We start from the raw sequence: 22993 nt of genomic DNA, 5'->3' as shown, positions 1-22993 counted from the left end.
CATGCCGCTGTCTTTCAATCGCTGCAAGGTGCGATGAACCCACGCGGGCGTGATGATTGCTAGAGCGCTTTACGCGGACGATTGCTTCAGGACACATACGATGGCGCTCATGCCTCTCACCCTCGAATGGCCGGATGTCTGCATTCGAATATCGCTGGCTGTGCTTGCCGGCATTCTCATCGGATTGAATCGCGGCGAATCGGGCAAGGTCGCCGGATTGAGAACCACGCTGCTCGTATGCCTCGCGGCGTGTCTCGCGATGCTGCAAGTCAACGCGTTGCTTGCTCAGGCGGGCAAGACGCCCGGTTCGTTCGTGCAGATCGATCTGATGCGCCTGCCGCTCGGGATACTGTCGGGCGTGGGCTTCATCGGCGCGGGTGCGATTCTTCGCAAGGATGGCCTCGTCAAAGGCGTGACGACAGCGGCGACGTTATGGTTCGTGACCGTGGTCGGACTGTGCTTCGGCGGCGGTCAGCTCGGACTCGGCGCGGCGGGACTCGGGCTCGGGATCGTCGTGCTCTGGTTTCTGAAGGAGGTCGAAAGACGCATACCGCGCGAGAATCATGCGGAGCTCCGGATAACTTATGAAAGAGGCGTCTTTTCGCGGGACACGCTGGCTGAATCGATGCAGGCCGCGGGTTGCAGGCTCGCCTCGATTGCGGGCGCGGCGAAGGGACCGGAACGGATGGAAGAGCGCTTCGAAGTACGCTGGCACGGCGCGCCCGATGCGCAGCCGGTGCCGCCGTTCAGCGAGTGCGCGATGGCTGCGGGCGCGATCGAGTCCGAGTGGAGCATCATCCGCTGAACGGTGTACAGCGAATTAACGTGGTGGTTAAAGCGTGCTCGAGGCGACCCAAGAGGGGACCCGACAGGCGACCCATAAGGCACCCATAAAGAACAATTGGCTGTGCGTTCGTTTTGACATATAAATGAGAGACGATCTTCTTGGAACTTCGGGAGTACAGATGCTTATACGCTGTGCAGCATGCAACAAGCTCATATATTCAGACGATGCTCTCGAAGACGATACGTGCCCCGCATGTGGATCCACGAACACCGAGCACATCGCAATGGGCTTCGTTTTCGATCAGACGGTCGCTGTGCCGGACCCGCCGGCAAGGACCACGGAAAGCGCCGATTCGCCCGGCACGATTCGCAGGAAGCTGTAGTCGCACGAATCGATTCGTAACGTACCGCGTTGGATGTGCGCTTCGACCCCCTCTCGTTTAAGCGCATCTTGCCCGCCTCGACAGGCGGGCTTTTCTTTATGCGCATTCAACGCAGATCAATGCGACAACACGACCTGCGCGATGACGCCCGACGCGACCGCAACCAGCAGATAGTCCGCACCGACGCCGACCCACTGATAACCGCGCGGCGGCTGACGCAGGCCTTGTCCGCGCCAGTCGTCGACGACGTACTGACGGCTTCGGTAATCGTTATCAAGACGCTCGCCCTTGCGCCAGTCGCGACGCGGCTCATCGTTGGCATGCTGCGGCGGGCGGGGCGCGTCGCGGCCATTCATCTCCGGACCATGACCCGGCGCGCCGGGACCGCCCTTGGCAGTGGGACCGCCCGGACCGCCCGGTGCGCGATGCGCATCGTGATAGCCGTCCGGACCGCCGGGTGCGGGCTGTGCGAAAACGGCGCCCGTCGTCAGTCCGATGCTCGCGCAAACCAGTGCGGCGACGATTCGACTCTTCTTCATGTTCGTTCCTCTCGAAGTGGCAAAGGGATGTTCTGGATGCCCGGACTGTACGCAATGGGCAACGAAAATGACGTGAGCATGTGTAAGCAACGCTTACGTTCCATTACGCGCTCCATTACGCGCAAACGCGCGTCAGACGCCGAACGGAAAGGTTTCTGGCGTCTCGTGCGTGACTTGTGAAGGCTCGATCGCGCTGACCGCGCGCGTCGTATCGAACCACACGAACGCATCGAATTGCGCCGACAGCTCGGCTTGCGCGTAATGGCTGTACAACTCGGTATCGGGCCGATAGACCACGCCGATGAAGCGTTCGAGCCGCTCCTCGCCCAATGCGTCGCGCAGTGCATCGTTCACGCCCGCACGAAGATCGACGAGGCACGGGCTCGCGCCCGCAAGATGAAACTGATGCTCGTAACTATCGGCGCGCGATGGCCGCACCTGCATGATCTGCATCGGCTCCTCCCAGTCCGATGCCGCCGCGACCGTGCCCGCGTGCGTGCCGAAGCCGATGAGCGCGGCGTCGTCGCCGAAGCGCTCGCGGCATAGCTGACCGACGTTCAACTCGTCGCGCATGCGGCCCATCTCGGTCGCGGATGCATCACCGAGATGCGAGTTGTGCGCCCATACGACCGCGCGCGCGTCCGGTCCCCATGCATCGAGCAGGCTGTCGAGCGTGTCGAACATGTGCGTGTCGCGCAGATTCCAGCTTTCCGCCGATGCCCCGTACATCGCGCGATAGTACTGCTCCGCCGATGCGACGAGCCGCGCGTTATGCGTCGCGTCGAGCAGTCCGTGATCGCTCGCGGACGTGGCGAGCCGTCTGTCCAGCAGATCGCGCAATTGCGCGACGACGGCTTCCTCGCATGTGCCGAAGCCCGCCTGCCACCCGGCGCGTCCATAGACAGCGGGGTTTTTCTGCCAGGGCGTGAGGCATCCATAGCGCACGCGGGCAATGCGCGCCGCGCCCGGGTCCTGTGCGTCGAGATACGCGAGCACGGCGGCGATGGATTCGGAAAGGCTATACAGGTCGAGTCCATAGAACGCGGCGCGGCGCTCGTCGGGCAACGCGGCGTTGTGCTGCCGCAGCCACGCGACGAACGCGGCGAACTCGGTATTGCGCCACATCCACGTAGGGAAACGCGTGAACGGTCGTGCTTCGGGTCGCGCGCGCGGACGGCCGCGAACGTGCTCGTCGATGATCGCGGCATCGGGCCAGTCCGCTTCCACCGCGACGAAACTGAAGCCGTGCCGTTCGATGAGACGCCGCGTGATGGCGGCGCGCGCTACATAGAACTCGGCGGTGCCGTGGCTCGCTTCGCCGAGCAACACGACGCGCTTGTCCGCGAAACGATCGAACGCATGTGCGAAGTCGGGCGCATCGAGCGCGGGCAGACGCACCGCCGATGCGCGGATCAGATCGGGCAACGTGCGCGCAACGGACTCCTCGAGCGTGGGTTTGTCCGTGCGAATGTCGGGTTCGTCGCTCCAGCCTTGCGCGCCGATCAACGGCACGAACATCACGCCGCCGAGGTCTTCGTCGCGCCACACATCGTCGTCCGTGCGCGTGTATTTCATCAGACGCTGGGATTCGCGCGCGTCGCCGACGGGCATCACGAGCCGTCCGCCAATCTTGAGTTGCGCGCGCCATGCGTCGGGCACGGATGGACCGCCCGCCGCCGCGATGATCGCGTCGAAGGGCGCGTGCTGCGGCATGCCGAGCGTGCCGTCCGCATGATGCACGCTGACGTTCGTGAGCCCGAGCGCCTTGAGCAAGGCGGCGGCATCGTCGGCGAGTTCGCGATGCCGTTCGATGGTATCGACGCGCGCCGCGATACACGCCGCGATCGCCGCCGCATAACCCGAGCCGGTGCCGATGTCGAGGACATGATCGCCAGGTTGCAGGTCGGCGGCTTCGAGCATCAGCGCGACGATGTACGGTTGCGAGATGGTCTGACCCGCGGCGATCGGCAACGGGCTGTCCTCGTAGGCGAATTCGGCAAGGGCTGGGGGAACGAAGGCATCGCGGGCGATGACGCTCATGCATTCGAGCACGCGCGCGTTCCTGATGCCGCGCCCCTTCAACTGACGTTCGACCATGCGTTCCCGCGCTTCTTCAAAGGTGTTCATGAACATTTCCCGAAAAAGGTCAGAACGTTGAAAAGGCAGCAAGCGACAGTCCCAGTTCGCCACTGCTCGCGAGCACGCGGAATGCGATTTGCTGTGCGTTCGGCACGGCATAAAGGAGGCGCATACCTCGGATGACACTCACATCGAACGATGCCCGCGAGCATCGGGCCTTGCGCCCCGCGCGCGATGACGGCAGCGATCGTCGATCGACGCCAGCGCCGAAGCAAGCGTTAACGGGCCTCATGCTGCGCGCTAAGACCCATTCGGCATCGAGCGCGAAATACTACGGACTTCGAAGCGAAGGTGTCGTCGAACTTAGCGTGCAGATCGTGCTCTGAATCCAAAACATGCCAATACACAATGTGAAGCCAACCCGTCCGCTCATCGCCGTGAGCTTCTTCGCGGCGGACGTCCAGGCGGGCGTCGGCCCGTTTCTTGGTATCTATCTGCAAGCGCACGGCTGGACGCCGGACCGCATCGGCACGGTGCTGACCATCGGCGGCATCGTCGGCATGCTCGTGACGACGCCCGCCGGCGCGCTCGTCGATGCCACGCCGCACCGGCGCGCCATCGTCGCGGTCGCGAGCGCGCTGTCCATCGTCGCGGCGATCATCATCTGGATGTGGCAAGGCTTCTGGCCCGTCACGCTGTCGCAAGTGGCCACGGCGATCGCAGGCGCGACGATGGGCCCCGCGCTCGCGGGCCTCACGCTCGGCATCGTCGGACGGCAGAATTTCGATCGCCAGTTCGGACGCAATCAGGTGGCGAATCACGCGGGCAATATTGCGGCCGCGGCGCTTTCGGGCTGGCTCGGCGCGTGGCTCGGCATGCCGTACATCTTCGCGTTGAGCGCGGCGTTCGGTGCGGGCTGCATCTTCGCGGCGCTGTGGATTCCGCCGCGCTCGGTGCATCGGCATTTCGCGCGCGGCATTGCAAAGGACGACAACGACGATCCCTCCGACACGCGCGCCGATGCCATACAGGTTCTGCTGCGCAACCGCTCGCTGCTCGTGCTGGCGGCCGCGCTCGCGGCGTTCAACCTCGGCAATTCCGCGATGCTGCCGCTCTACAGTCTCGCGGTCGCGTCGGCGCATACTGCCGATCCCAGCCATGTGACGGCCGCCAATATCGTGATCTCGCAGATCGTGATGCTCGTCGCGGCGGCCTATGCGAGCCGCCTGATTCGCCGATGGGGCTTCTGGTGGATCATCCTCGTCACGCTCGCGACGCTCCCGCTGCGCGCGATGACGGCCGCGTGGATCGCGCCTTCATGGGGCATCGTGCCGGTGCAGGTGCTCGATGGCATCGGCGCGGGCTTGCAGACCGTCGCGGTGCCCGCGCTCGTCGTGCATCTGCTGCACGGAAGCGGACGAGTGAATCTGGGGCAGGGCGCGGTGCTTGGCGTCCAGGCGGCGGGCGCGTGCCTGAGCCCGATGCTCGGCGGCTGGATCGCGCATCACTATGGCTATCCGGCGGCGTTCATCACGCTTGGAAGTTTGTCTGTCGTCGCGTTCGCGATCTGGATCGGCTTTGGGCAGCGCGTGCGCGATGCATGCGATACGCGGCGCGAAGAACTCGGCAAGCTCGCCGATCTGGATTCATCGACGTTGTTGCCATGACAAGGGCCGCGGCATGGGGAATGCGGAAGTTCATCTGACCGACAAACCGGAGATGAGGATGAACTCACCGCGCTTTCCCGCAGACGCCGACCAACGCATGCAAATCCCGCCGCCCGACGTCGATCCCGATCCTTCCGTACCGGATGACGATCCCGTGCCGCCCGATGGCGCGCCGCATCCCATCGGCGATCCGCCGAATCAAAGACCGCCGGAGCGCTTAGGCCCCGGCCTCGTCGCCGGGGGGCAGTGCGTCGGCCTTGGCGTTCGCGTGCGTCGTGGCCGCTTCCCTCGCGGCGTCCGCGCTTTCCAACGGCCGATCGCGCATTTCAGTGAAGCCGTCCGCATCGATCGTGTAGGACCAGGTGCATTGACCCGTTGGATCGTGATCGATCGTGATCTCGACGCGATGTCCGTTGCGAACGTAAGTCTCGGTAGACATGATTTGATCCCTCGTTGAATGACCTGCGCGATGCATCGGCTACGTTGCGTTGGAATCCGGCGGAACGGGATTCTTTTCCTGCGTCGACGGCAATTCGTTTTCCGATGCTTCGTGCGTGCGCTTTTCGCGTTCGTCGAGTTGACGCTGCTTCGTGTCTTCGCCTACGGGTTCGTCCATATCGTCGGCGGTGGCATGCGGCACGGGCTTGTCTGGCGTCATGATGGGCCTCCCGGAATCGTGATGCGGCACGCGGCGCGCGCCTTCGTATCGGGCGCAGCAAGCAACGGACCCGTTCGCGTTACAGACAGGAGCGCGGCTTGCTGGGCGATTATCGAACAGGCATCCAGGAGAGCGAGGAATGAAATACACCGATCAGGATCAGCGCGTGGAGGAATTGCAGGTGGCGTTGTCGCGTGCGTTCGATGCGCGGAAGACGCCGTTCGTAGGCGTGGTGGACGAAGGCTACGACATCGTCATCAACGTATCGTGGGCCATCGAGACGGGCCGCGACACGACGCTCGATGCGCGTTGCAGCGTCGTGTTGCGCATCGCGGCGCGTCAGTTCGAGCGATATGGCGCGATGGATACCGCGCAGCGCCTCATCGTGCAGGATCGCGTGATCGCGCACGTGCGGAGTGCGTTCGACCAGTCGCGCTCGGGTCAGGCGAACGCGAACGAATGCTCGCTCGAACTTCGCGCCGCCGACGACTGGTTCGACACACCCGACACGCCCTGACGCATTACCAGCCTTGCGCGCCGCCGCCGGTCGTCGACGGGCTCGTCTGGCCGTTCGTGCCGCCGCTGCCGTTCAGACGCGGCTGCATGCCGCCCGATCCTTGGCGTGTGCCCGCACCGGCGCCGCTCGTTCCATTCGATGAGCCGCCCACGCCGGACGGCCCCGTCGACGGCCCGCTGCTGTGGCCGGAGTTCGGGGTGATGCCGGCCGCATCCTGCGCGTTCTTCGCGCTCGACGGTCCGTGGCTTGCGCCCGGCTGCGTCTGATCGGCTGCGGCGAATGCGCCGCCCGAGAGCGCCATCAGTAAAGCCGAAATCGCGATGGTTCTGTTCGCTTGCATGACCTGCCTCCATCAGTCGATGTTGGTACGAAGCATGGCGCAAGGCGCGTTCCGGGCTTTGCGGCCAGCAACGCGTTTCCCTCATTCAAGCCCTTCGTGCTCGAACGCAAGTTTCACTGCGGGGCGCTCGCGCATGCGCTTGTAGAACGCCTGGAGCTCGGCGGGCATATCGACGCCCATTTTCTGCGCCCACGTCAGCATCGTGAAGAGATAGGCATCCGCGACGCTTACATCGTTGCCGAAGAGATAATCGCCGCGCATCGTCTTCGCGACATACGCAAAGCGCTGGCCGATTTTCTCGCGCGCCGCCGACGCTTCCGCATCGGATGTCGGCCGGAACACGCGTCCGAACTGCTTGTGGATCTCGGTCGAAATGAACGCAAGCATTTCCAGCAGACGCAGATGGCCGTCGTCGCCGGAAGGCGCGAGCGATGGCGCTTTTTGCGCGACCCACGAAAGAATCGCGACGTTTTCGGTGAGACGCTTGCCATCGTCGAACTCGACGACGGGCACATAACTCTTCGGGTTGATTTCGCCGAAGGGCGTGCCGTCTTCCGTCACCTTGGTCTTCAGATCGACCTTCACGCGGTCGAAGGTCAGGCCGGCTTCGTGCATCGCGATGTGATCGGCGAGACTGCATGCGCCGGGCGCGTAATAGAGCTTCATGATGCGCGTCTCCTTTGGACGAGGATATGTGTATTCGGCGAGCAAGGGCCATGCCGCAATGCCGCCATGCGGACGTCGCGCTATACCGTACGAAGCTCGCAGGCCGCAACATGCTGACCGTAGGAAGCGATTTACGCCGATGCACGCAGCGTATGCGCGGCCGCGACCATGTTGCGCAGCGCGGGAATCACTTCGTCCCATTGACGCGTCTTGAGTCCGCAGTCGGGATTCACCCACAGACGCTCGCGCGGAATCCGCTCCGCTGCCTTCGTCATCAACGCGACGATTTGCGCTTCGCTCGGGATATTCGGCGAGTGGATGTCGTACACGCCCGGCCCGATCTGATTCGGATACTTGAAATGGTCGAAGGCTTCGAGCAGTTCCATGTTGGAGCGCGACGTTTCGATGGTGATGACATCGGCATCCATAACGGCGATCGATGCGATGATGTCGTTGAACTCCGAATAGCACATGTGCGTGTGTATCTGCGTTTCGTCGCGCACGCCGTTCGCGGCGATGCGAAACGCTTCCACCGCCCAGCGCAGATAGCCATCCCATTGCGCGCGGCGCAGCGGCAGGCCTTCGCGCAACGCGGCCTCATCGATCTGGATCACGCGAACGCCGGCCTCCTCCAGATCGAGCACTTCAGCGCGGATCGCGAGCGCGAGTTGCCGGCACGATTCGGAACGCGGTTGATCGTCGCGCACGAACGACCAGTTCAGGATTGTGACGGGACCGGTCAGCATGCCTTTCATCGGCTTCCGGGTTTGCGCTTGCGCATAGCGGGTCCATTCGACGGTCATCGGCTTCGGACGGCTGATATCGCCGAACAGAATCGGCGGCTTCACGCAGCGCGATCCATACGACTGCACCCAGCCGAACTCGCTGAACGCATAGCCGTCGAGCCGCTCGCCGAAGTATTCGACCATGTCGTTGCGTTCGGCTTCGCCGTGCACGAGCACGTCGAGCCCGAGCGCCTCCTGTTCCTTCACGGCGCGCGTGATTTCGCGTTCCATCGCGGCGCGATAGGTGGCTGCATCGAGCTGTCCGCTCCTGAACTGACGACGCGCATGACGGATTTCGTTCGTTTGCGGAAACGAGCCGATGGTCGTCGTCGGATAGGCGGGCAGCGCGAGCATCGCGGCCTGCTTCTGCGCGCGCGTTTCGTATGCGCTCGCGCGCTGGCCGAGCGTCGCGTCGATCTTTGTGAGCGCTTCTTTCACCGCCGGGTTATGCACGCGCGATGATGCGCGGCGGCTCGCGATCGCGGCCGCGTTGCACGCGAGCGCATCGGCGACGCTTGCGCGACCGTCGTTCAAGGCGCGTGCGAGCACATCGAGTTCATCGAGCTTTTGTAGCGCGAATGCGAGCCACGATCTGATTTCGGCATCGAGCTTCATTTCGCTCGCAAGATCGACGGGCGTATGCAACAGCGAGCACGATGGCGCGATCCACAGCCTGTCGCCGAGCGATGCATGCAGCGGTTCGAGCCAGTCGAGCGTGGCGTTCAGATCGGTTTTCCAGATGTTGCGGCCATTGATCGCGCCGACCGATAGCACCGACGAATCCGGCAACAGCTTTGCAGCGGCGCCGACGTCATCGCGCGCGTTGATCGCATCGATATGCAGGCCGTCGATCGGCAGCTTGCACGCGAGATCGAGATTCTCCTGCAACTGGCCGAAGTAGGTCGCAAGCAGAAGGCGCACGCGTCGTTGTGAGAGCGCATCGTAAGCGGTGACGAAAGCGTCGCGCCATTGCGTATCGAGTTCGGTGACGAGCGCGGGTTCATCGATCTGCACCCATTCGATACCGAGCGCCGCGAAGTGATCGAGCAGCGCTGCATAGACGGGCAGCAGGCGCGGGAGAAGCGCGAGCTTGTCGGAGTCGTCCTTCGCCTTGCCGAGCCAGAGATACGTCACCGGCCCGATGATGACGGGCTTCGCGTTCACGCCGAGCGCGCGCGCTTCGCCGAGCTGCTCGACGAGACGCGACGTATCGAGCGTGAACTGCGTCGCCGCATCGAACTCGGGGACGATGTAGTGATAGTTGGTATCGAACCATTTCGTCATCTCACCCGCAGCCACGCCCTCGCAGCACGCTGCATGTTCCTCAGCGCTTTCGGAAGAGCGTCCGCGAGCGACGCGGAAGGCGTTGTCGAGCGCATCGCCGTGAAAGCCGCGCACGCGTTCGGGCAGATTGCCGAGCGTGAAGCTCATGTCGAGCACCTGATCGTAGAACGCGAAATCGCCGGCCGGCACGAGATCGAGACGCGACTGATGCTTCCAGTGGCGCTCGCGCAAGTGAGCGCCGACCGCCTTCAACTCGTCGCGCGATGACCCTTTTTTCCAGTACTTTTCGAGCGCGAACTTCAGCTCGCGGTTTGCGCCGATGCGCGGGAAACCGAGGTTGTGTGTCGTGGCCATCGTTGCGTGTTCTCGTCGGAAAGAGAGTGAATGGCGACGATGATAGAATTTCCTACGCATGAATAAAAATGGTTTAATTTCATGCATCGATTAAATTCGTTCATGGAGACGCCTATGCTCGAACGCGCGCATCTGATGGTCGTGCGAGAAGTCGAGCGCCAAGGCTCGCTGACCGCCGCCGCCGCCCTGCTCAACCTCACGCAATCCGCGCTGAGCCATACGGTGAAGAAGCTGGAGCAGCAGTTGGGCACGGCGGTGTGGACGCGCGAAGGGCGCAGCATGCGGCTCACGCAGGCGGGCCAGTATCTGCTTGGCCTCGCCAATCGCATGCTGCCGCAGTTCGAACTCGCCGAAGCGCGCATGAGGCAATATGCCGAAGGCGAGCGCGGCACCTTGCGCATCGGCATGGAGTGTCATCCGTGCTATCAGTGGCTGCTCAAGGTCGTGTCGCCGTATCTCGCGCGCTGGCCCGATGTCGATGTAGACGTGAAGCAGCGCTTTCAGTTCGGCGGCATCGGCGCGCTGTTCGGTTACGACATCGACGTGCTCGTGACACCCGATCCGCTGAAGAAACCGGGCTTGCGCTTCACGCCCGTCTTCGATTACGAGCAGGTGCTCGTCGTTCCCGAAGCGCACACGCTCGCCGATGCCGCTCATGTCACGCCGGAGCAGGTCGCGCAGGAAGTGCTGATCACGTATCCGGTCGAAACCGATCGCCTCGATATCTACACCCAGTTCCTCACGCCCGCGAATGTCGTGCCGAGAAGGCACAAGACGATCGAGACGACCGACATCATGATGCAGATGGTCGCGAGTGCGCGTGGCGTCGCGGCGCTGCCACGCTGGCTCGCGGAAGAATACGCGGACCGCATGCCGCTCGCCGTGCTCAAGCTAGGGAGGAAGGGCATTGCGAAGAAGATTTATCTCGGCACGCGCGAAGCCGATGTCAGCGTCGAATATCTCGCGGCGTTCATCGCGCTTGCGAAGAAGGCCGACTGGGCGAAGGCGCGCGTGTCGCGTTGACGTTCAGCGCCGCGCATCGAGCGCATGGCGGATCGTGCGTGCGAGGTCATCGAACGTGAAGGGCTTTTTCAGCAGCACGACGCCTTTGTCGAGCCGCCCTTCGTGAAAGATGATGTCGCGCGTATAGCCCGATGCGAACACCACGGTCGCGTTATACGGCGGCGCGCTCGCGATCTTCGCGAGCTCGTTCGCGCGCAGCGTGCCGGGCATCACGACATCGCTGAAAAGAAGATCGACGTGGCCATGCTTCTGCAGGACGGCAAGCGCCGATTCCGCGCTCGGCGCCGACAGCACCTTGTAGCCGAGCTGCGCAACCATGTCGATGGTCGCGAGGCGCACGTCGGCATCGTCCTCGACGACGAGCACCACTTCGCCGCCGCTCGATGCACGCGGGCGCGCGCCGTGCGCATTCGTCGATTCGACTTGCGTGGAGCGTGGGAAGTACAACGCGACGGATGTGCCTTCGCCCACCTGCGTTTCGACATCCACGCAGCCCGCGCTTTGCGACACGAAGCCGAACACCATGCTCAGGCCGAGGCCGGTGCCTTGGCCTTCGGCTTTCGTCGAATAGAAAGGCTCGAACATGCGTGCTTTTACGCTGTCGGGCATGCCGTCGCCGTCGTCGGTAACAACGAGCTTCACGTAATCGCCCGCGGGCAACGCGAGACCGGTCGTCATCTGATCGCCGAGGGTCGCGTTCGAGACTTCGAGCTGAATGTTGCCGCCTTCATGAATCGCGTCCCGCGAATTGATGACGAGATTGAGCAGCGCGTTTTCCAGTTGATGGCGATCGACGAAGAGGTTCCAGGCATCGCACGATACCGTGGTCTTCAGCTTGATCGATTCGGGCAGCGCGCGTTGCAGGAACTCGCACATGTCCGCGACGAGCTTCGCCGGATCGACGACGGCGGGATTGAGCGGCTGACGTCGCGCGAAGGCGAGCATCTGCGAGGCGAGCTTGCCGCCGCGCGCGACGGCTTCGCTCATCACGCGCAGCCTGCGTGTGAGATCGGGTTTGTCGCGCGTCGCGAGTTCGATCAACTGCAGGTTCGCGGAGATGATCTGCAAGACGTTGTTGAAGTCGTGCGCGACGCCGCCCGTCAGATTGCCGATGGCTTCCAGCTTCTGCACCTGACGAAACCGCTCCTCGGCCTCGACGCGCGCCGTGACCGCTTCCGCGACGCGTTCTTCCAGCGTCTGCATGAGCTTGAGCAGCTTATCTTCGGCAAGTACCTTGCGAGTCGTTTCGACGACGACGGCAATCACGCCTGCCGGATGACCGTCGTCTTCTGCGACAGGACTGTAGTGCAGATCCATCCACACGTCTTCGGGCCGGCCATTGCGATGCAGCGTGAGACGCTTGTCGGCGTAGGACAGCGTTGCGCCGGACAAACAGGTGTCCACGACATTGCGATTGAACGCGGCGATCTCGGGCCAGCCGTCTTCGACAGGCTTGCCGAGCAGAAACGGATGACGTCCACCGGCGAAGCCCGCATAGGCGTCGTTGTAGATCATCGTGCCGCGCCGGCCCCAGAGCATGACGAGCGGCACAGGCGAAGCAAGCAGAAGTTGCACGGCTGCCCGCAGACTCTTCGACCATCGACCGATCGGGCCCATGGCCGTGTCCGACCAGTCGAAGCTGGCGATGCGCGAAGCCATCTCGCCGCGCCAGCCTTCACAGTCGAAGGATTGCTCGGGCCAAACCGTTTCGGCGTTCATAGAGTTGAAGGGAAAGTTGATGTGCCGCCGTCTTCGTAAAAAAGCGGCAGGAGCTTGTCTTGGATCAAAGGCTACATCTTAGTCCACGCATCGGCCTGCACTCCATACTGGACGCTGCTTTGCGAGGAGTGGGCGACCTGAAGGCTCGCATATCGAACACGAAAGGCCACCGTTTCGGACAGGTGAAGCACATGTTTCAAGGTAAAGTCATCGCCGTCGACATGATCGGGAGGCGCGCATGAACGGCAAGCGCATCGTCGCGGCGTTGCTCGTGTTGCTCTTTTGGACGGCTCGTGTGTACGCGCAAGAGCCTTCGCTTACGGATGAACAGATGCTCGGCGTCGTCTTCGTCGCCAATCAGGCCGAGATCGCGGCGGCCAATCTCGCGTTGCGCAAGACGCGCTCCAACAGCCTGCAGGTCTACGCGAAACGGATCGTGTCGGAACACGCGCAGGTCAATCAGGAGATCATGACGCTGACGCAGCGCTTCGGCACGGAGCCGCAACGCAGCGCGACGAGCGACGCATTGACGAAGCAAAGCAACAGCGAGATCGCCGAGCTCGATGAAACCAGCACCTACGATTTCGACGAAGCGTATCTCGAACACGAGGTCGTCTCGTTGCAGAAGCTGGTGCGTACCGTCGAAGGCTATATCCGCACGGCGCGCAGCGCGGACGCGCGAACCTTGCTGATCCGCTCGCGTCCTTCATTCATCTTTCATCTCGATCAGGCGCAAAGGCTGCAAATCACCATAGGCAGTCCGGGCCTCATCCGCTGATGTCGCTCACGAATAAAAACAGGAGAAATGCATGAATGCATCGGAACGTATCGACGAACTGATCGCGGGCATCGCGGATTGGCGCGGCGAGACCTTCGCCAATGTGCGCAAGATCATCCTCGCAGCGGACGAAGGGATCGTCGAGGAGTGGAAGTACATGGGCAGCCCGGTCTGGTATCGCGACGGCATGATCGCGGTGGGCAACGCGCACAAGGACAAAGTGAAGCTCACCTTCGCGCACGGGGCGAGCCTGCCGGACCCCGACAAACTCTTCAACGCGAGCCTCGAAGGCAATGCGCGGCGTGCAATCGATTTTTTCGAAGGCGACAAGATCGATGCACACGCGCTTAAGAATCTCGTGCGTGCGGCGATCTCGTTGAATCAGACGAAAGCGAAGAAGAAAGCGGCTCGTTGAGCTGCGCGCGTCCATGCGCCGATGAATGCGGCGATGTCGACCGCATCCGCATTAACGAATCCAGTCCAGGCCATGCGTGCCTGGCGCGGCTCGGGCAGATCGAGACTGTCGTTTTTGGACTAAAGATTTCCAATCGATTCTTTACAAAGACAAAACATCTTGTCACAATGCGGACGCAAATAATAACGATTCGCATTCACACGCAATGGACCTCCAAAAGAAATGAGCATGAAGACAGGAACGACGAGCCCGGTCGCGATGCGGCCTTTGAAACTGGCCGCCTTGCTGCTGTTCGCGGCAGCGCCGCTCGCCCACGCACAGTCCGCGGATGCGCCGTCGGGTGCATCGGCGGCTGCGGCGTCGAACGCGCCGGCCGAAAGCACGCTGCCCGCGGTGAAGGTCACGGCGCAGAACGTCGATGAACCGTATGGTCCGACGAAAGGCTACGTCGCGAAAGAATCGACGGCGCTCAAGACGGGCACGTCGCTCCTCGAGACGCCGCAGTCCGTCTCGGTCGTCACGCGCGAGCAGATGGATCAGCAGAACGCGCAGACGCTCAATGCGGCCGTGCGCTATGTGTCGGGTGTGACGCCCGAAACGCGCGGCGGCATCGCGACGCGTTACGACATGCTCAAAGTGCGCGGCTTCGACGCCGACAAGTACTGGAACGGTCTCAAGCTGCTCGACAACGGCTGGTACGCGGTGCCGCAGATCGATCCGTATTTGATGGAGCGCGTCGAAGTGCTGAAGGGCCCGGTCTCGGTGCTGTACGGTCAGGCGGCGGCGGGCGGCCTGCTGGATCAGGAAAGCAAGATGCCGACGGTCGTGCCGCTGCATGAAGTGGGCATCGAGTTCGGCAACTACGCGCACAAGTCGGCCAAGTTCGATTTCTCCGGGCCGATCGCGGGCGACGATCGCTATCTGTACCGCATCACCGGCATCGCGCGTTCGGAAGACGGGCAAGTGCAATCGACGTACAACAAGCGCATCGCGATCGCGCCGTCGTTCACGTGGCGTCCGGACAACAAGACTTCGCTCACGCTGTACGGCCTCTATCAGCACGATCCGGACAGCACGTCCTACGGCAGCGTGCCGCCGCAAGGCACGGTGCTCTACAACCCGAACGGCAAGCTGCCGAGCGACTTCTACGACGGCGATCACAACTTCGAGAGCTTCAATCGCGTGCAGGAATCGATCGGCTACAAGTTCGACCGCAAGCTCAACAACGCGTGGTCGTTCCGCTCGAACGGACGTCTGCTGCATCTCGCGCAGGACTACAAGAGCGTCTATGCGAGCGCGCTCGAAGACGACTTGCGCACGCTCGATCGCGGCACGGCTGCATCGAAGGACAACCTGAACACGATTCAGCTCGACAATCAGCTCGAAGGCAACGTCTCGACCGGCCCGATCGACCATACGCTGCTGTTCGGCTTCGATTACCAGCACTATGCGAGCAACTTCGATGCGGGCTTCGGCACCGCGCCGTCGCTCGACATGTTCGCGCCGAACTACAACCAGGCGATCACGCCGCCGGACCGCTATCACCAGATCCTGAGCGGCACGCAATACGGCGTGTATGCGCAGGATCAGGCGCGCTGGGGCAACGTGATTCTCACGCTCGGCGGACGCGAGGACTGGGCGAGCAGCGATTCGAACAACACGACGTACGGCGTCGTGTCGCATCAGTTCGATCGCGCGTTCACGGGGCGCGCGGGCCTCACGTATGTGTTCGATAACGGCATCGCGCCGTATGTCAGCTACACCGAATCGTTCACGCCGCAAGCGGGCACGGACATCAACGGTCAGCAGTTCTCGCCGGAGAAGGGACGTCAGTATGAAGTCGGCGTGAAGTTCCAGCCGAAGGGCTACAACGCGTTCTTCTCGGCCGCGCTGTTCGACCTGACGCGCAAGAATCTGCTGACGGTCAATGCGGACAACCCGAACTTCCAGTCGGCGGTCGGCGAAGCGCGCTCGCTCGGCGTCGAACTCGAAGCGAAGGCGAGCCTCACGGATTCGTTGAACGTCACGGCGAGCTACACGTATCTAAGCACGAAGTACACGAAGGACAACAGCGGTCTCGAAGGCAAGTTCCTGCCCGCGATTCCGCAGAATCAGGCTTCGTTGTGGGCGTATTACACGGTCAATCGCGGACCGCTCGCCGGTCTCTCGATGGGCGCGGGCGGACGCTACACCGGCACGACGTATAGCAGCGACAACAGCTTCAAGGTGTCGAGCTTCTTCCTCGTCGATGCCACGCTGAACTACGATCTCGGCCGCGCCATGCCGCAGTTCAAGGGCGTCGAGCTGTATGTGAACGCGCAGAACCTGTTCAACAAGGAATACGTCGCGTCGTGCTACTACGGCAGCTGGTGTGCGTTCGGTTACGGACGTCAGGTGTTCGCCGGCATGAACTATCACTGGTAAGCATGTTGCACCGCACTGCGTCTTTCGAACGGCGCAGTGCATCGAATCGTCGTGAGCGCCGCCCTGGCGCTTATCGCGAACGAAGCTATCCGTATCGGGATTTCTTCGTTCGCGTGTGAGGAAGCGGCTAGTACATTGATCGCTCGCCGCTCATCCACGATATCCCCGCATGATCCCGACGACTTCATTGCATCGCCTCTTCGCCATGCTCGCGGTGATGGCGGCATGTGCTTTACCGATGCATCGCGCGCACGCCGAAGGCAAGGTGAAGATCGTCGATCAATATGGCATCGGCTCGTTGCTGCTCAAGGTCGCGAAGGACCAGAAGCTCATCGAGAAGGCCGGCGCGCGCGCGGGCCTCGATATCGACGTGCAGTGGAACACGCTTTCCGGCGGCGCGGCCGTGAACGAAGCGCTGCTCTCGGGCGCGGCGGATATCGCGACTATCGGCATCGGGCCGTTGATGACGATCTGGGATCGCACGCGCGGGCATCAGGATTTTCGGGCCATTGCGGCGCAAAGCGCGGTGCCGGTGTATCTCGTGACGAACGATCCGCGCATTCGCAGCATCAGGGATATCGGCGAGAAGGATCGCATCGCGGTGGTGTCCGTCGCAGTGTCGCAGCAGGGACGTCTGCTGCAAATGGCGTCGGCCAGGGCGTTCGGCGATGCCGAGTATGCGCGGCTCGACCGTTTCGAAGTCAACATGCCGCACGCCGATGCGACGACCGCGATGTTATCGGGCAACTCGGTCGTCAATCTGCATTTCTCCAACGCGCCCTATCAGTATCAGGAACTCGAAGATCCGAAGATCCACAAGGTCACGAGTTCCACCGAAATCCTCGGCGGACCGTCGACGGGCAGTGTTGTCGTGACTTCCGACAAATGGCGCAAGGACAATCCGAAGACCTACGCCGCCGTGCGCGCGGCGCTCGACGATGCGGCGAAGCTCGTCGAGAAGGACAAGGCTGAAGCGGCGGCCATCTATATTCGTCAGGACGGGTCGAAGCTCTCGCCTGCGTTCGTCGAGCGCATTCTCAGCGACAAGGAAGCGAGCTTCGCGACGACGCCGCAAAACACGCTCCAACTGGGCACATTCCTGCATAAGGTCGGCGTGATTCGTCACGAGCCGAAATCATGGCGCGACTATTTCTTCGCTGACGATTCGAGCGCGCAAGGCAGTTGACACGTCTTTCATTTATCCATCATCCAAAGGAATCCGAAATGAATGCAGTGGCCATCGGGAATGAAACGGAAGTGACTGTCAGCCCGCTGTCGGCGCATATCGGCGCGGAGATCGGCGGCGTCGACCTCACGCGTCCCTTGTCTTCCGCACAGGTCGAAGCAATTCGCGCCGCGTTGCTCAAATGGCGCGTGGTCTTCTTCCGCGAGCAGTTTCTGAGCCACGAACAACACATCGCGTTCTCGGCGCACTTCGGCGAGCTCACGGTGGGGCATCCGGTGTTCGGCCACGTCGACGGGCATCCGGAGATTTACTCGATTTCGAAGTTTCGCAAGGCCACGCGCTTCGAAGGGCAATCGGTGCTGCGTCCGTGGACGGGCTGGCATACGGATGTGACTGCCGCGGTGAATCCGCCGTTCGCATCGATCCTGCGCGGCGTCACGATTCCGCCCTATGGCGGCGATACGCAATGGACCAATCTCGTGATCGCATACGAGAAGCTGTCGGCGCCGCTGCGCGCGTTCGTCGATGGTCTGCGCGGCGTGCATCGTTTCGCGCCGCCGCAAGGCGCAAGCGGCACCGATGCGTTCACGAAGGCCGTGACGGATCACACGCTCGTCGCCGAGCATCCATTGGTGCGCGTGCATCCGGAGACCGGCGAACGCGCGCTGTATGTCAGTCCGGGCTTTCTCAAGCACATCGCGGGGCTCGCGCCGCGCGAAAGTCAGGTGTTGCTCGAACTGCTATGGGAGCATGTGACGCGGCCGGAATTCACGGTGAGATTCAAGTGGGAGCCGGGCAGCATCGCGTTCTGGGACAACCGCACGACCGCGCATCTCGCGCCGACGGATATCTTCGATCTCGACTTCGATCGCCAGTTGTATCGCACGACGCTCGTCGGCGATGTGCCCGTGGGGCCGGACGGGCAGAAGTCGGTGGCGATCGAAGGCACGCCCGTTGGCGCGGCGGCTGCGGTCGCGTTGAACTGATCGGCGTTCAACCTGATTCGCTACGCGTCACGAAGATCAATATCAGAAGAAACGTGATGAAGAAGCGAAACGCGCTTTCGGTGCCGTTCCATTGCTGCGATTGCCACATGCCGAACCATTCGCCGCCGATCGACATGAAGCAGACTTGCCAGGTGAGATAGCCGAGCGTGAGGCCCGCGATCGCCCAGCGTTTGGCTCGCGCGAAGGCCGCGCTCTCCTGGCGCAGTGCGCGGGCCATCGCGATGACGCCTGTCCAGCAAAGAAGCGCGGTGAGCGTTTCGAGAAAAATGATCGCGTCATAGCCGAGATGCTGAAGCACCGGCGACGTGATCGCGCGATACATGTTCGCGTTGCCGGGAAACGTCGTGTCCATTCGCATGACGTGCTCGACGAACTGCAAGTTGCTGCCGTAGTCCGTCAGATTGCCAAAGCTGACGAGCGACGCGAGCAGGGCCATCGAAGCCACGACGAGAAGTTTCGCGAGGCGTTCGGTCATCTTCATCTTCATTCTCCAGCAGCGTTGGGAACGTGATTGTGCAAGAGAAGAATGAGATGAGCTTGATTTCTCGCTGCAACTAACTGTCTCGTTGCGCCAGCGCCTTTCTGCACGAAACGATCGTCGGATGAATGTACGACGCCGACCCGTATAATCGCGGCCTCGCACACGTTTGCGCGTCCATTGCGGCACGCGCGACGACTCGTTTATCAACATCCCGAACCCCTGTCTCAGACAGGCCGAAGCAAGAAAGGAACGCCCAAGCGTGGAAAGTCTCTTCCAATCCGTGAATGCATTGTTTGCCTGCATTGCGCCCGTCTCGGATTTCTTGTGGGATTTCCCCACGAATTTCAAGGCTTATTCACAAATCCCCGTGCTCGGGCAGTTTTCGTTCGCGATCCTTTTGCTTGTCGGCGTGGGCATTCACTTCACGATCCGCACGCGCTTCATCCAGACGATGAACGTCGGCAAGATCGTTCGCATGATGCTGCGCAGGCAGTCGTCGAAAACCGGCGTCAGCGCGCTTGCGTCGTTCATGCTCGGGCTCGCGATGCGTGCCGGGCCCGGCAATATCGTCGGCATTACGGGCGCGATTTCCGTCGGCGGACCGGGCGCGTTGTTCTGGATGTGGGTGGCCGCGTTCTTCGGCATGGCGACCGCGTTCATGGAATCGACGCTCGCGCAGCTCTTCAAGGAGAAAAAGCACGACGAGTTCGTCGGCGGCTTGCCGTTCTATGGGCGGCGCATTCTCGGCGACAAGCGCTTCGTCGGCACGTTGCTGTCGCTCGTATTCATCGTCTATGCGCTTTTCAATGTGCCGCCGCAAACGTTCAACGTGTTCACCGCGATCGGCACCATCGCCGATACGGTGACCGGCACGCATCTCGGGCGTCAGTCGACGGTGTATTACGTCATCGCGGCGGTGCTCATCGCAGCGTGCTCGTTCATCATCATGGGCGGCATTCGCCGCGTGACCGCTTATACCGATGTGCTCGTGCCGATCAAGGCGACGCTCTTCTGTCTGATGTCGCTCGTCATCATCGTCATCAATCTGCCGCTGATTCCCTACTTCTTTCATGAGGTGATCGTCGGTGCATTCGCGCCGCATGCGCTCTTCGGCGGCGCGATCGGCACGGCGCTCGCTCAAGGCGTCAAGCGCGGGCTGATGTCGAACGAAGCGGGGCAGGGCACCATCACGATGGCCGCGGCGATCGCCGACAACGATCACCCTTGCGAACAGGGCTTCGTGCAGAGCCTCGGCGTGTTCTTCGACACGATGGTCATCTGCACGATGACCGGCTTCATCGTCGTGATGGCGCACGTATGGACCGGCACGGTGGACGGTCAGGCGTGGGAGTCGGTCAGGGCATCGAAGATCACGGTCTATCTCGCATCGGTCGAAACGCTCGTGCCGGTTTCGGTCGCGCATGTCGTCAAGATCGTGATGTGCGTGTGCTACGGCCTCTTTGCGTTCACGACGTTGCTCGGCATGATTTCGTTCGCCGAAATCTCGGCCAACTTCATTTCACGAAGCAGAGGTTTCATCATCGGCATTCGCGTCGTCGGCTCGCTCGTGTTCGTGCCGTTCGGCGCGCTCACCGTGCTTGCGGGACTCGAATTGCCTAACCTGTGGGCGCTTTCCGATCTGATGAACATCGTGATGGTGCTGCTCAACGTGCCGATTCTGCTGATCGGGCAACGTCTCGTGTACAAGGCGCTCGCGCACTACCGCTCGACGCGCGGCGGACCGTTCGTGTCGGAGGACATCGGCGTGCGAACCGAGTATTGGTCCGCGAAGCGCGGTGTCGTCAGGCAAACGGAAGAACTTCGCGAGCGCGTCGAAAGTTAAGAGCCGAAGAAGTCCACCGCGCCGGTGCCGAGGTTGTACATCGCGCCGGCTATCTTGATGGCGTGCTGCTTCTCCATGTCGCTCAGCACGGCGCTTTCCTGGCGAATCTGCGCGATGGTCGACTCGACGTTCTTGCGCGCCACCATGTCGACGAACGTGTAATTGGTCGCCGTGCGCTCGCCGTCGTACTTCGTGGCTTCCACGGCGGGTTTGATGCGCGCGAGCAACGCCGTGAGATGACCTAGTTCGGCATTGGCGATCGCGCCTTTGATCGCGCCGCAAGACGTATGTCCCATCACCAGCACGACTTTCGCGCCCATCAGCTTGCACGCGAATTCCATGCTGCCGAGAATGTCGTCGTTTTCGATGTTCCCCGCGACGCGGCAGTTGAAGATATCGCCGATGCCCAGATCCATGATTACCTCGGCGGGCGCTCGCGAATCGATGCAACTGAGCAGCACGGCCGCGGGATATTGTCCCTTTGCGCTCGTCTTTTGTTCGGCAAGGTAGTTGCGCGCCTTGCGTTCGCCTCTGCGGAAACGCTCGTTGCCGCGCTTCATCGCATCGAGAATCTGCTCGGGCGACATCGCGTCGCGCTGCGCGTGCGTCAACGCGTCGGCGTGAGCGGATGTCATGAGGAGCGGCGGAACCGCGAGCCCGGCGATAGTTGCAGACGCAACTGATTTGAGAAAGCTCCGGCGGCACGCGGGCGTGCATTGCAGCGGATGCTTCAGATCTTCGCGCATGACCTTGCTCCTCGACCTGACGGGAATCGGCCTTCTTCAACGCTCTTCTTGCGACATGAAGTGTTGGACGAAAAATCGTCGAATGCAATGCACGCTTGTTCTGATGACAATGTCAGGTCGATGACGTAACGATCTGCCGCGCGATATCGAGAAAGTTGGCGGTCTTGGCGGCTGTCGCATCGATGCGCGATGCAAGCGCCAGACGAATCGTGATCGCGCTGCCGAGCGCATCGGTGTAGGCGACGCCATCGACCTGAATCTGGCACACCGACGCCGGCACCAGCGACACGCCGAATTCCGCCGCGACCAGATTGACGACCGATGATAGCTGCGGCGCCTGCTGGCCGGCGACCGGCTCGAATCCCGCTTCACGGCACGCACCGATGATGACGTCGTGCAATGTCGGACTTGCCTCGCGCGGAAGCATCACGAAAGGATCCTCCGCCAGCGTCGCCAACGGCACCTTGCGCTTTTTCGCGAGCTTGTGCGTGGCGGGCAGCACGATTTTCATCGGCTCGATCGCGATGTGATTGATCTGCACGCCCGCGGGCGACTGGCTGCCGAGACGGACGAACGCGACATCGACGCGGCCGGCGTCGAGATGCGCGAGCAGTTGCGCGGTATTGCCCTCGGTCAGCGTCAGCATGACGTTCGGATAAGCCTGCCGATACGACCGTATGAGCTTCGACACGACCGGATTGAACGCCGCCGATCCCGTGAAGCCGATATTGAGCTGCCCGATCTCGCCGCGCCCCGCGCTCTGCGCTTTCTCGACGGCGAGACGCGCGTCGTCGACGAGACGCTTCGCGTCGGCGGCGAACGCCTCGCCGGCTTCCGTCAGCACGACGCCGTGCCCCGTGCGGCGAAAGAGCCGCACGCCGAGTTCGTCTTCGAGCGCGTGAATCTGCTGACTGAGCGGCGGCTGTCCGATGCCGAGCCGCTCGGCCGCGCGCGTCACATTGCGTTCCTCGGCGACGGCCAGAAAGTAGCGGAGATGTCGCAATTCCATGCGATATATGAAAAAGCTATTTCAGAAAGACGAGATAGATATTGGACAGTATATCAATCGCGCGACAAAATACCGCTATCGCGCAGTGCGCGGGCTAGAACTATCCCCGAATACGTTGCCGGTTGCTCGTCAAAGCGAATCGGCAGGGCGGGTCGCGCCCGTGTCGATCGTCGACGGCGCGCGAATCGTCAATCAGTTTGGGAAGGGGTCTAATGTGGCTGAAGCATTAAAAAAACCAAGGCCGGAATACCGGAACATCGGGATCGGTCAGATCGCGAAGTATCGCTTGCCGCTGGCGGGCAAG

Annotated in this window: 21 protein-coding genes and 1 pseudogene; 11 read left to right on the top strand and 11 right to left on the bottom strand. The window is 62.2% G+C overall.

From position 1 onward, the window contains the following. Window positions 1-100 precede the first annotated feature (100 nt). Complete coding sequence (locus NCS67_RS27565) at window positions 101-805, top strand: MgtC/SapB family protein (RefSeq protein WP_008345940.1); 705 nt, start codon at window positions 101-103, stop codon at window positions 803-805. 480 nt (window positions 806-1285) lie between these two features. Here the strand turns inward: NCS67_RS27565 and NCS67_RS27560 are convergent, their stop codons facing one another. Both NCS67_RS27560 and NCS67_RS27555 read right to left on the bottom strand, forming a co-directional pair. Continuing rightward, the gene (locus NCS67_RS27560) at window positions 1286-1708 is read right to left on the bottom strand and encodes an RcnB family protein (RefSeq protein WP_008345939.1); all 423 of its coding nucleotides are present in this window, start codon (window positions 1706-1708) and stop codon (window positions 1286-1288) included. Window positions 1709-1840: 132 nt separating this feature from the next. Then, window positions 1841-3835, bottom strand: coding sequence for a protein-L-isoaspartate(D-aspartate) O-methyltransferase (locus NCS67_RS27555; protein ID WP_250437470.1), 1995 nt, complete (start codon window positions 3833-3835; stop codon window positions 1841-1843). A 347-nt stretch (window positions 3836-4182) separates the two neighbouring features. On the opposite strand from NCS67_RS27555, the gene NCS67_RS27550 reads away from it, so the two are divergent. Further along, window positions 4183-5454 (top strand): MFS transporter, encoded by a 1272-nt coding sequence (locus tag NCS67_RS27550; RefSeq protein WP_250437469.1) that lies wholly within the window; start codon window positions 4183-4185, stop codon window positions 5452-5454. A 217-nt stretch (window positions 5455-5671) separates the two neighbouring features. Here NCS67_RS27550 and NCS67_RS27545 read toward each other — a convergent pair whose 3' ends face one another. Both NCS67_RS27545 and NCS67_RS27540 read right to left on the bottom strand, forming a co-directional pair. Next, window positions 5672-5893, bottom strand: a complete 222-nt coding sequence (locus NCS67_RS27545; RefSeq protein ID WP_008345935.1) for a hypothetical protein — start codon at window positions 5891-5893, stop codon at window positions 5672-5674. Window positions 5894-5932: 39 nt separating this feature from the next. Continuing rightward, window positions 5933-6112 carry a hypothetical protein gene (locus NCS67_RS27540; RefSeq protein ID WP_250437467.1) on the bottom strand — a complete coding sequence of 60 codons (180 nt, stop codon included), beginning with the start codon at window positions 6110-6112 and terminating at the stop codon, window positions 5933-5935. Between the two features lie 139 nt (window positions 6113-6251). Between NCS67_RS27540 and NCS67_RS27535 the strand changes: the two genes are divergently transcribed. Continuing rightward, on the top strand, window positions 6252-6629 hold the full coding sequence (locus NCS67_RS27535) for a DUF3022 domain-containing protein (protein WP_008345934.1): 378 nt from the start codon (window positions 6252-6254) through the stop codon (window positions 6627-6629). Window positions 6630-6633: 4 nt separating this feature from the next. Here NCS67_RS27535 and NCS67_RS27530 read toward each other — a convergent pair whose 3' ends face one another. From NCS67_RS27530 to metE, 3 genes are all read right to left on the bottom strand, one after another. Further along, window positions 6634-6969, bottom strand: coding sequence for a hypothetical protein (locus NCS67_RS27530; protein ID WP_051078958.1), 336 nt, complete (start codon window positions 6967-6969; stop codon window positions 6634-6636). 81 nt (window positions 6970-7050) lie between these two features. After that, the gene (locus NCS67_RS27525; RefSeq protein WP_008345933.1) at window positions 7051-7635 is read right to left on the bottom strand and encodes a glutathione binding-like protein; all 585 of its coding nucleotides are present in this window, start codon (window positions 7633-7635) and stop codon (window positions 7051-7053) included. 131 nt (window positions 7636-7766) lie between these two features. Next, a complete protein-coding gene (metE, locus tag NCS67_RS27520; protein ID WP_250437466.1) occupies window positions 7767-10058 on the bottom strand; it encodes a 5-methyltetrahydropteroyltriglutamate--homocysteine S-methyltransferase in 2292 nt (763 codons plus the stop codon). Between the two features lie 114 nt (window positions 10059-10172). Between metE and NCS67_RS27515 the strand changes: the two genes are divergently transcribed. After that, complete coding sequence (locus NCS67_RS27515; protein ID WP_250437488.1) at window positions 10173-11081, top strand: LysR family transcriptional regulator; 909 nt, start codon at window positions 10173-10175, stop codon at window positions 11079-11081. 3 nt (window positions 11082-11084) lie between these two features. Here the strand turns inward: NCS67_RS27515 and NCS67_RS27510 are convergent, their stop codons facing one another. Further along, window positions 11085-12740 carry an ATP-binding protein gene (locus NCS67_RS27510; protein WP_250437465.1) on the bottom strand — a complete coding sequence of 552 codons (1656 nt, stop codon included), beginning with the start codon at window positions 12738-12740 and terminating at the stop codon, window positions 11085-11087. Window positions 12741-13038: 298 nt separating this feature from the next. Here NCS67_RS27510 and NCS67_RS27505 point away from each other — a divergent pair, with 298 nt between their 5' ends. The 5 genes from NCS67_RS27505 to NCS67_RS27485 all read left to right on the top strand — a co-directional run bounded on the left by NCS67_RS27505 (window position 13039) and on the right by NCS67_RS27485 (window position 18589). After that, a complete protein-coding gene (locus tag NCS67_RS27505) occupies window positions 13039-13578 on the top strand; it encodes a DUF4142 domain-containing protein (RefSeq protein ID WP_250437464.1) in 540 nt (179 codons plus the stop codon). Between the two features lie 31 nt (window positions 13579-13609). Next, on the top strand, window positions 13610-13993 hold the full coding sequence (locus NCS67_RS27500) for a DUF1801 domain-containing protein (protein ID WP_239295450.1): 384 nt from the start codon (window positions 13610-13612) through the stop codon (window positions 13991-13993). A 228-nt stretch (window positions 13994-14221) separates the two neighbouring features. Then, entirely contained in the window at window positions 14222-16417 is a 2196-nt protein-coding gene (locus NCS67_RS27495) for a TonB-dependent siderophore receptor (RefSeq protein WP_239295451.1), read from the top strand. A 169-nt stretch (window positions 16418-16586) separates the two neighbouring features. Then, complete coding sequence (locus tag NCS67_RS27490) at window positions 16587-17603, top strand: ABC transporter substrate-binding protein (RefSeq protein WP_250437463.1); 1017 nt, start codon at window positions 16587-16589, stop codon at window positions 17601-17603. A 38-nt stretch (window positions 17604-17641) separates the two neighbouring features. Then, window positions 17642-18589: a TauD/TfdA dioxygenase family protein gene (locus NCS67_RS27485; RefSeq protein WP_175981903.1), complete on the top strand. Its 948-nt coding sequence runs from the start codon at window positions 17642-17644 to the stop codon at window positions 18587-18589. A 7-nt stretch (window positions 18590-18596) separates the two neighbouring features. Here the strand turns inward: NCS67_RS27485 and NCS67_RS27480 are convergent, their stop codons facing one another. After that, a complete protein-coding gene (locus NCS67_RS27480; protein ID WP_033536907.1) occupies window positions 18597-19085 on the bottom strand; it encodes a DUF2165 family protein in 489 nt (162 codons plus the stop codon). A gap of 265 nt (window positions 19086-19350) precedes the next feature. On the opposite strand from NCS67_RS27480, the gene NCS67_RS27475 reads away from it, so the two are divergent. After that, complete coding sequence (locus NCS67_RS27475) at window positions 19351-20934, top strand: alanine/glycine:cation symporter family protein (protein WP_175981901.1); 1584 nt, start codon at window positions 19351-19353, stop codon at window positions 20932-20934. On the opposite strand, the gene NCS67_RS27470 is transcribed toward NCS67_RS27475, so the two are convergent. Continuing rightward, entirely contained in the window at window positions 20931-21680 is a 750-nt protein-coding gene (locus tag NCS67_RS27470) for a carbonic anhydrase family protein (RefSeq protein ID WP_250437462.1), read from the bottom strand. The genes NCS67_RS27475 and NCS67_RS27470 overlap by 4 nt on opposite strands. Window positions 21681-21792: 112 nt before the next feature. Continuing rightward, on the bottom strand, window positions 21793-22689 hold the full coding sequence (locus tag NCS67_RS27465) for a LysR family transcriptional regulator (protein WP_008345920.1): 897 nt from the start codon (window positions 22687-22689) through the stop codon (window positions 21793-21795). Window positions 22690-22696: 7 nt separating this feature from the next. Here NCS67_RS27465 and NCS67_RS27460 point away from each other — a divergent pair. After that, window positions 22697-22993, top strand: a pseudogene (locus tag NCS67_RS27460) (hypothetical protein); the annotation flags it as partial.

The sequence above is a fragment of the Caballeronia sp. ATUFL_F2_KS9A genome (assembly GCF_023630765.1).
Lineage (GTDB): Bacteria > Pseudomonadota > Gammaproteobacteria > Burkholderiales > Burkholderiaceae > Caballeronia > Caballeronia zhejiangensis.
The sequence above is the reverse complement of the archived record's forward strand: the minus strand, read 5'-3'. Positions and strand labels throughout refer to the sequence as shown.

Coding starts and splice junctions, on each gene's coding strand:
- NCS67_RS27510 (WP_250437465.1), bottom strand. CDS start 12,740: ATGGCTTCGCGCATCGCCAGCTTCGACTGGTCGGACACGGCCATGGGC.
- NCS67_RS27535 (WP_008345934.1), top strand. CDS start 6,252: ATGAAATACACCGATCAGGATCAGCGCGTGGAGGAATTGCAGGTGGCG.
- NCS67_RS27495 (WP_239295451.1), top strand. CDS start 14,222: ATGAAGACAGGAACGACGAGCCCGGTCGCGATGCGGCCTTTGAAACTG.
- NCS67_RS27550 (WP_250437469.1), top strand. CDS start 4,183: ATGCCAATACACAATGTGAAGCCAACCCGTCCGCTCATCGCCGTGAGC.
- NCS67_RS27480 (WP_033536907.1), bottom strand. CDS start 19,085: ATGACCGAACGCCTCGCGAAACTTCTCGTCGTGGCTTCGATGGCCCTG.
- NCS67_RS27505 (WP_250437464.1), top strand. CDS start 13,039: ATGAACGGCAAGCGCATCGTCGCGGCGTTGCTCGTGTTGCTCTTTTGG.
- metE (WP_250437466.1), bottom strand. CDS start 10,058: ATGGCCACGACACACAACCTCGGTTTCCCGCGCATCGGCGCAAACCGC.
- NCS67_RS27545 (WP_008345935.1), bottom strand. CDS start 5,893: ATGTCTACCGAGACTTACGTTCGCAACGGACATCGCGTCGAGATCACG.
- NCS67_RS27565 (WP_008345940.1), top strand. CDS start 101: ATGGCGCTCATGCCTCTCACCCTCGAATGGCCGGATGTCTGCATTCGA.
- NCS67_RS27485 (WP_175981903.1), top strand. CDS start 17,642: ATGAATGCAGTGGCCATCGGGAATGAAACGGAAGTGACTGTCAGCCCG.
- NCS67_RS27465 (WP_008345920.1), bottom strand. CDS start 22,689: ATGGAATTGCGACATCTCCGCTACTTTCTGGCCGTCGCCGAGGAACGC.
- NCS67_RS27525 (WP_008345933.1), bottom strand. CDS start 7,635: ATGAAGCTCTATTACGCGCCCGGCGCATGCAGTCTCGCCGATCACATC.
- NCS67_RS27530 (WP_051078958.1), bottom strand. CDS start 6,969: ATGCAAGCGAACAGAACCATCGCGATTTCGGCTTTACTGATGGCGCTC.
- NCS67_RS27560 (WP_008345939.1), bottom strand. CDS start 1,708: ATGAAGAAGAGTCGAATCGTCGCCGCACTGGTTTGCGCGAGCATCGGA.
- NCS67_RS27490 (WP_250437463.1), top strand. CDS start 16,587: ATGATCCCGACGACTTCATTGCATCGCCTCTTCGCCATGCTCGCGGTG.
- NCS67_RS27540 (WP_250437467.1), bottom strand. CDS start 6,112: ATGACGCCAGACAAGCCCGTGCCGCATGCCACCGCCGACGATATGGAC.
- NCS67_RS27555 (WP_250437470.1), bottom strand. CDS start 3,835: ATGAACACCTTTGAAGAAGCGCGGGAACGCATGGTCGAACGTCAGTTG.
- NCS67_RS27500 (WP_239295450.1), top strand. CDS start 13,610: ATGAATGCATCGGAACGTATCGACGAACTGATCGCGGGCATCGCGGAT.
- NCS67_RS27470 (WP_250437462.1), bottom strand. CDS start 21,680: ATGCGCGAAGATCTGAAGCATCCGCTGCAATGCACGCCCGCGTGCCGC.
- NCS67_RS27515 (WP_250437488.1), top strand. CDS start 10,173: ATGCTCGAACGCGCGCATCTGATGGTCGTGCGAGAAGTCGAGCGCCAA.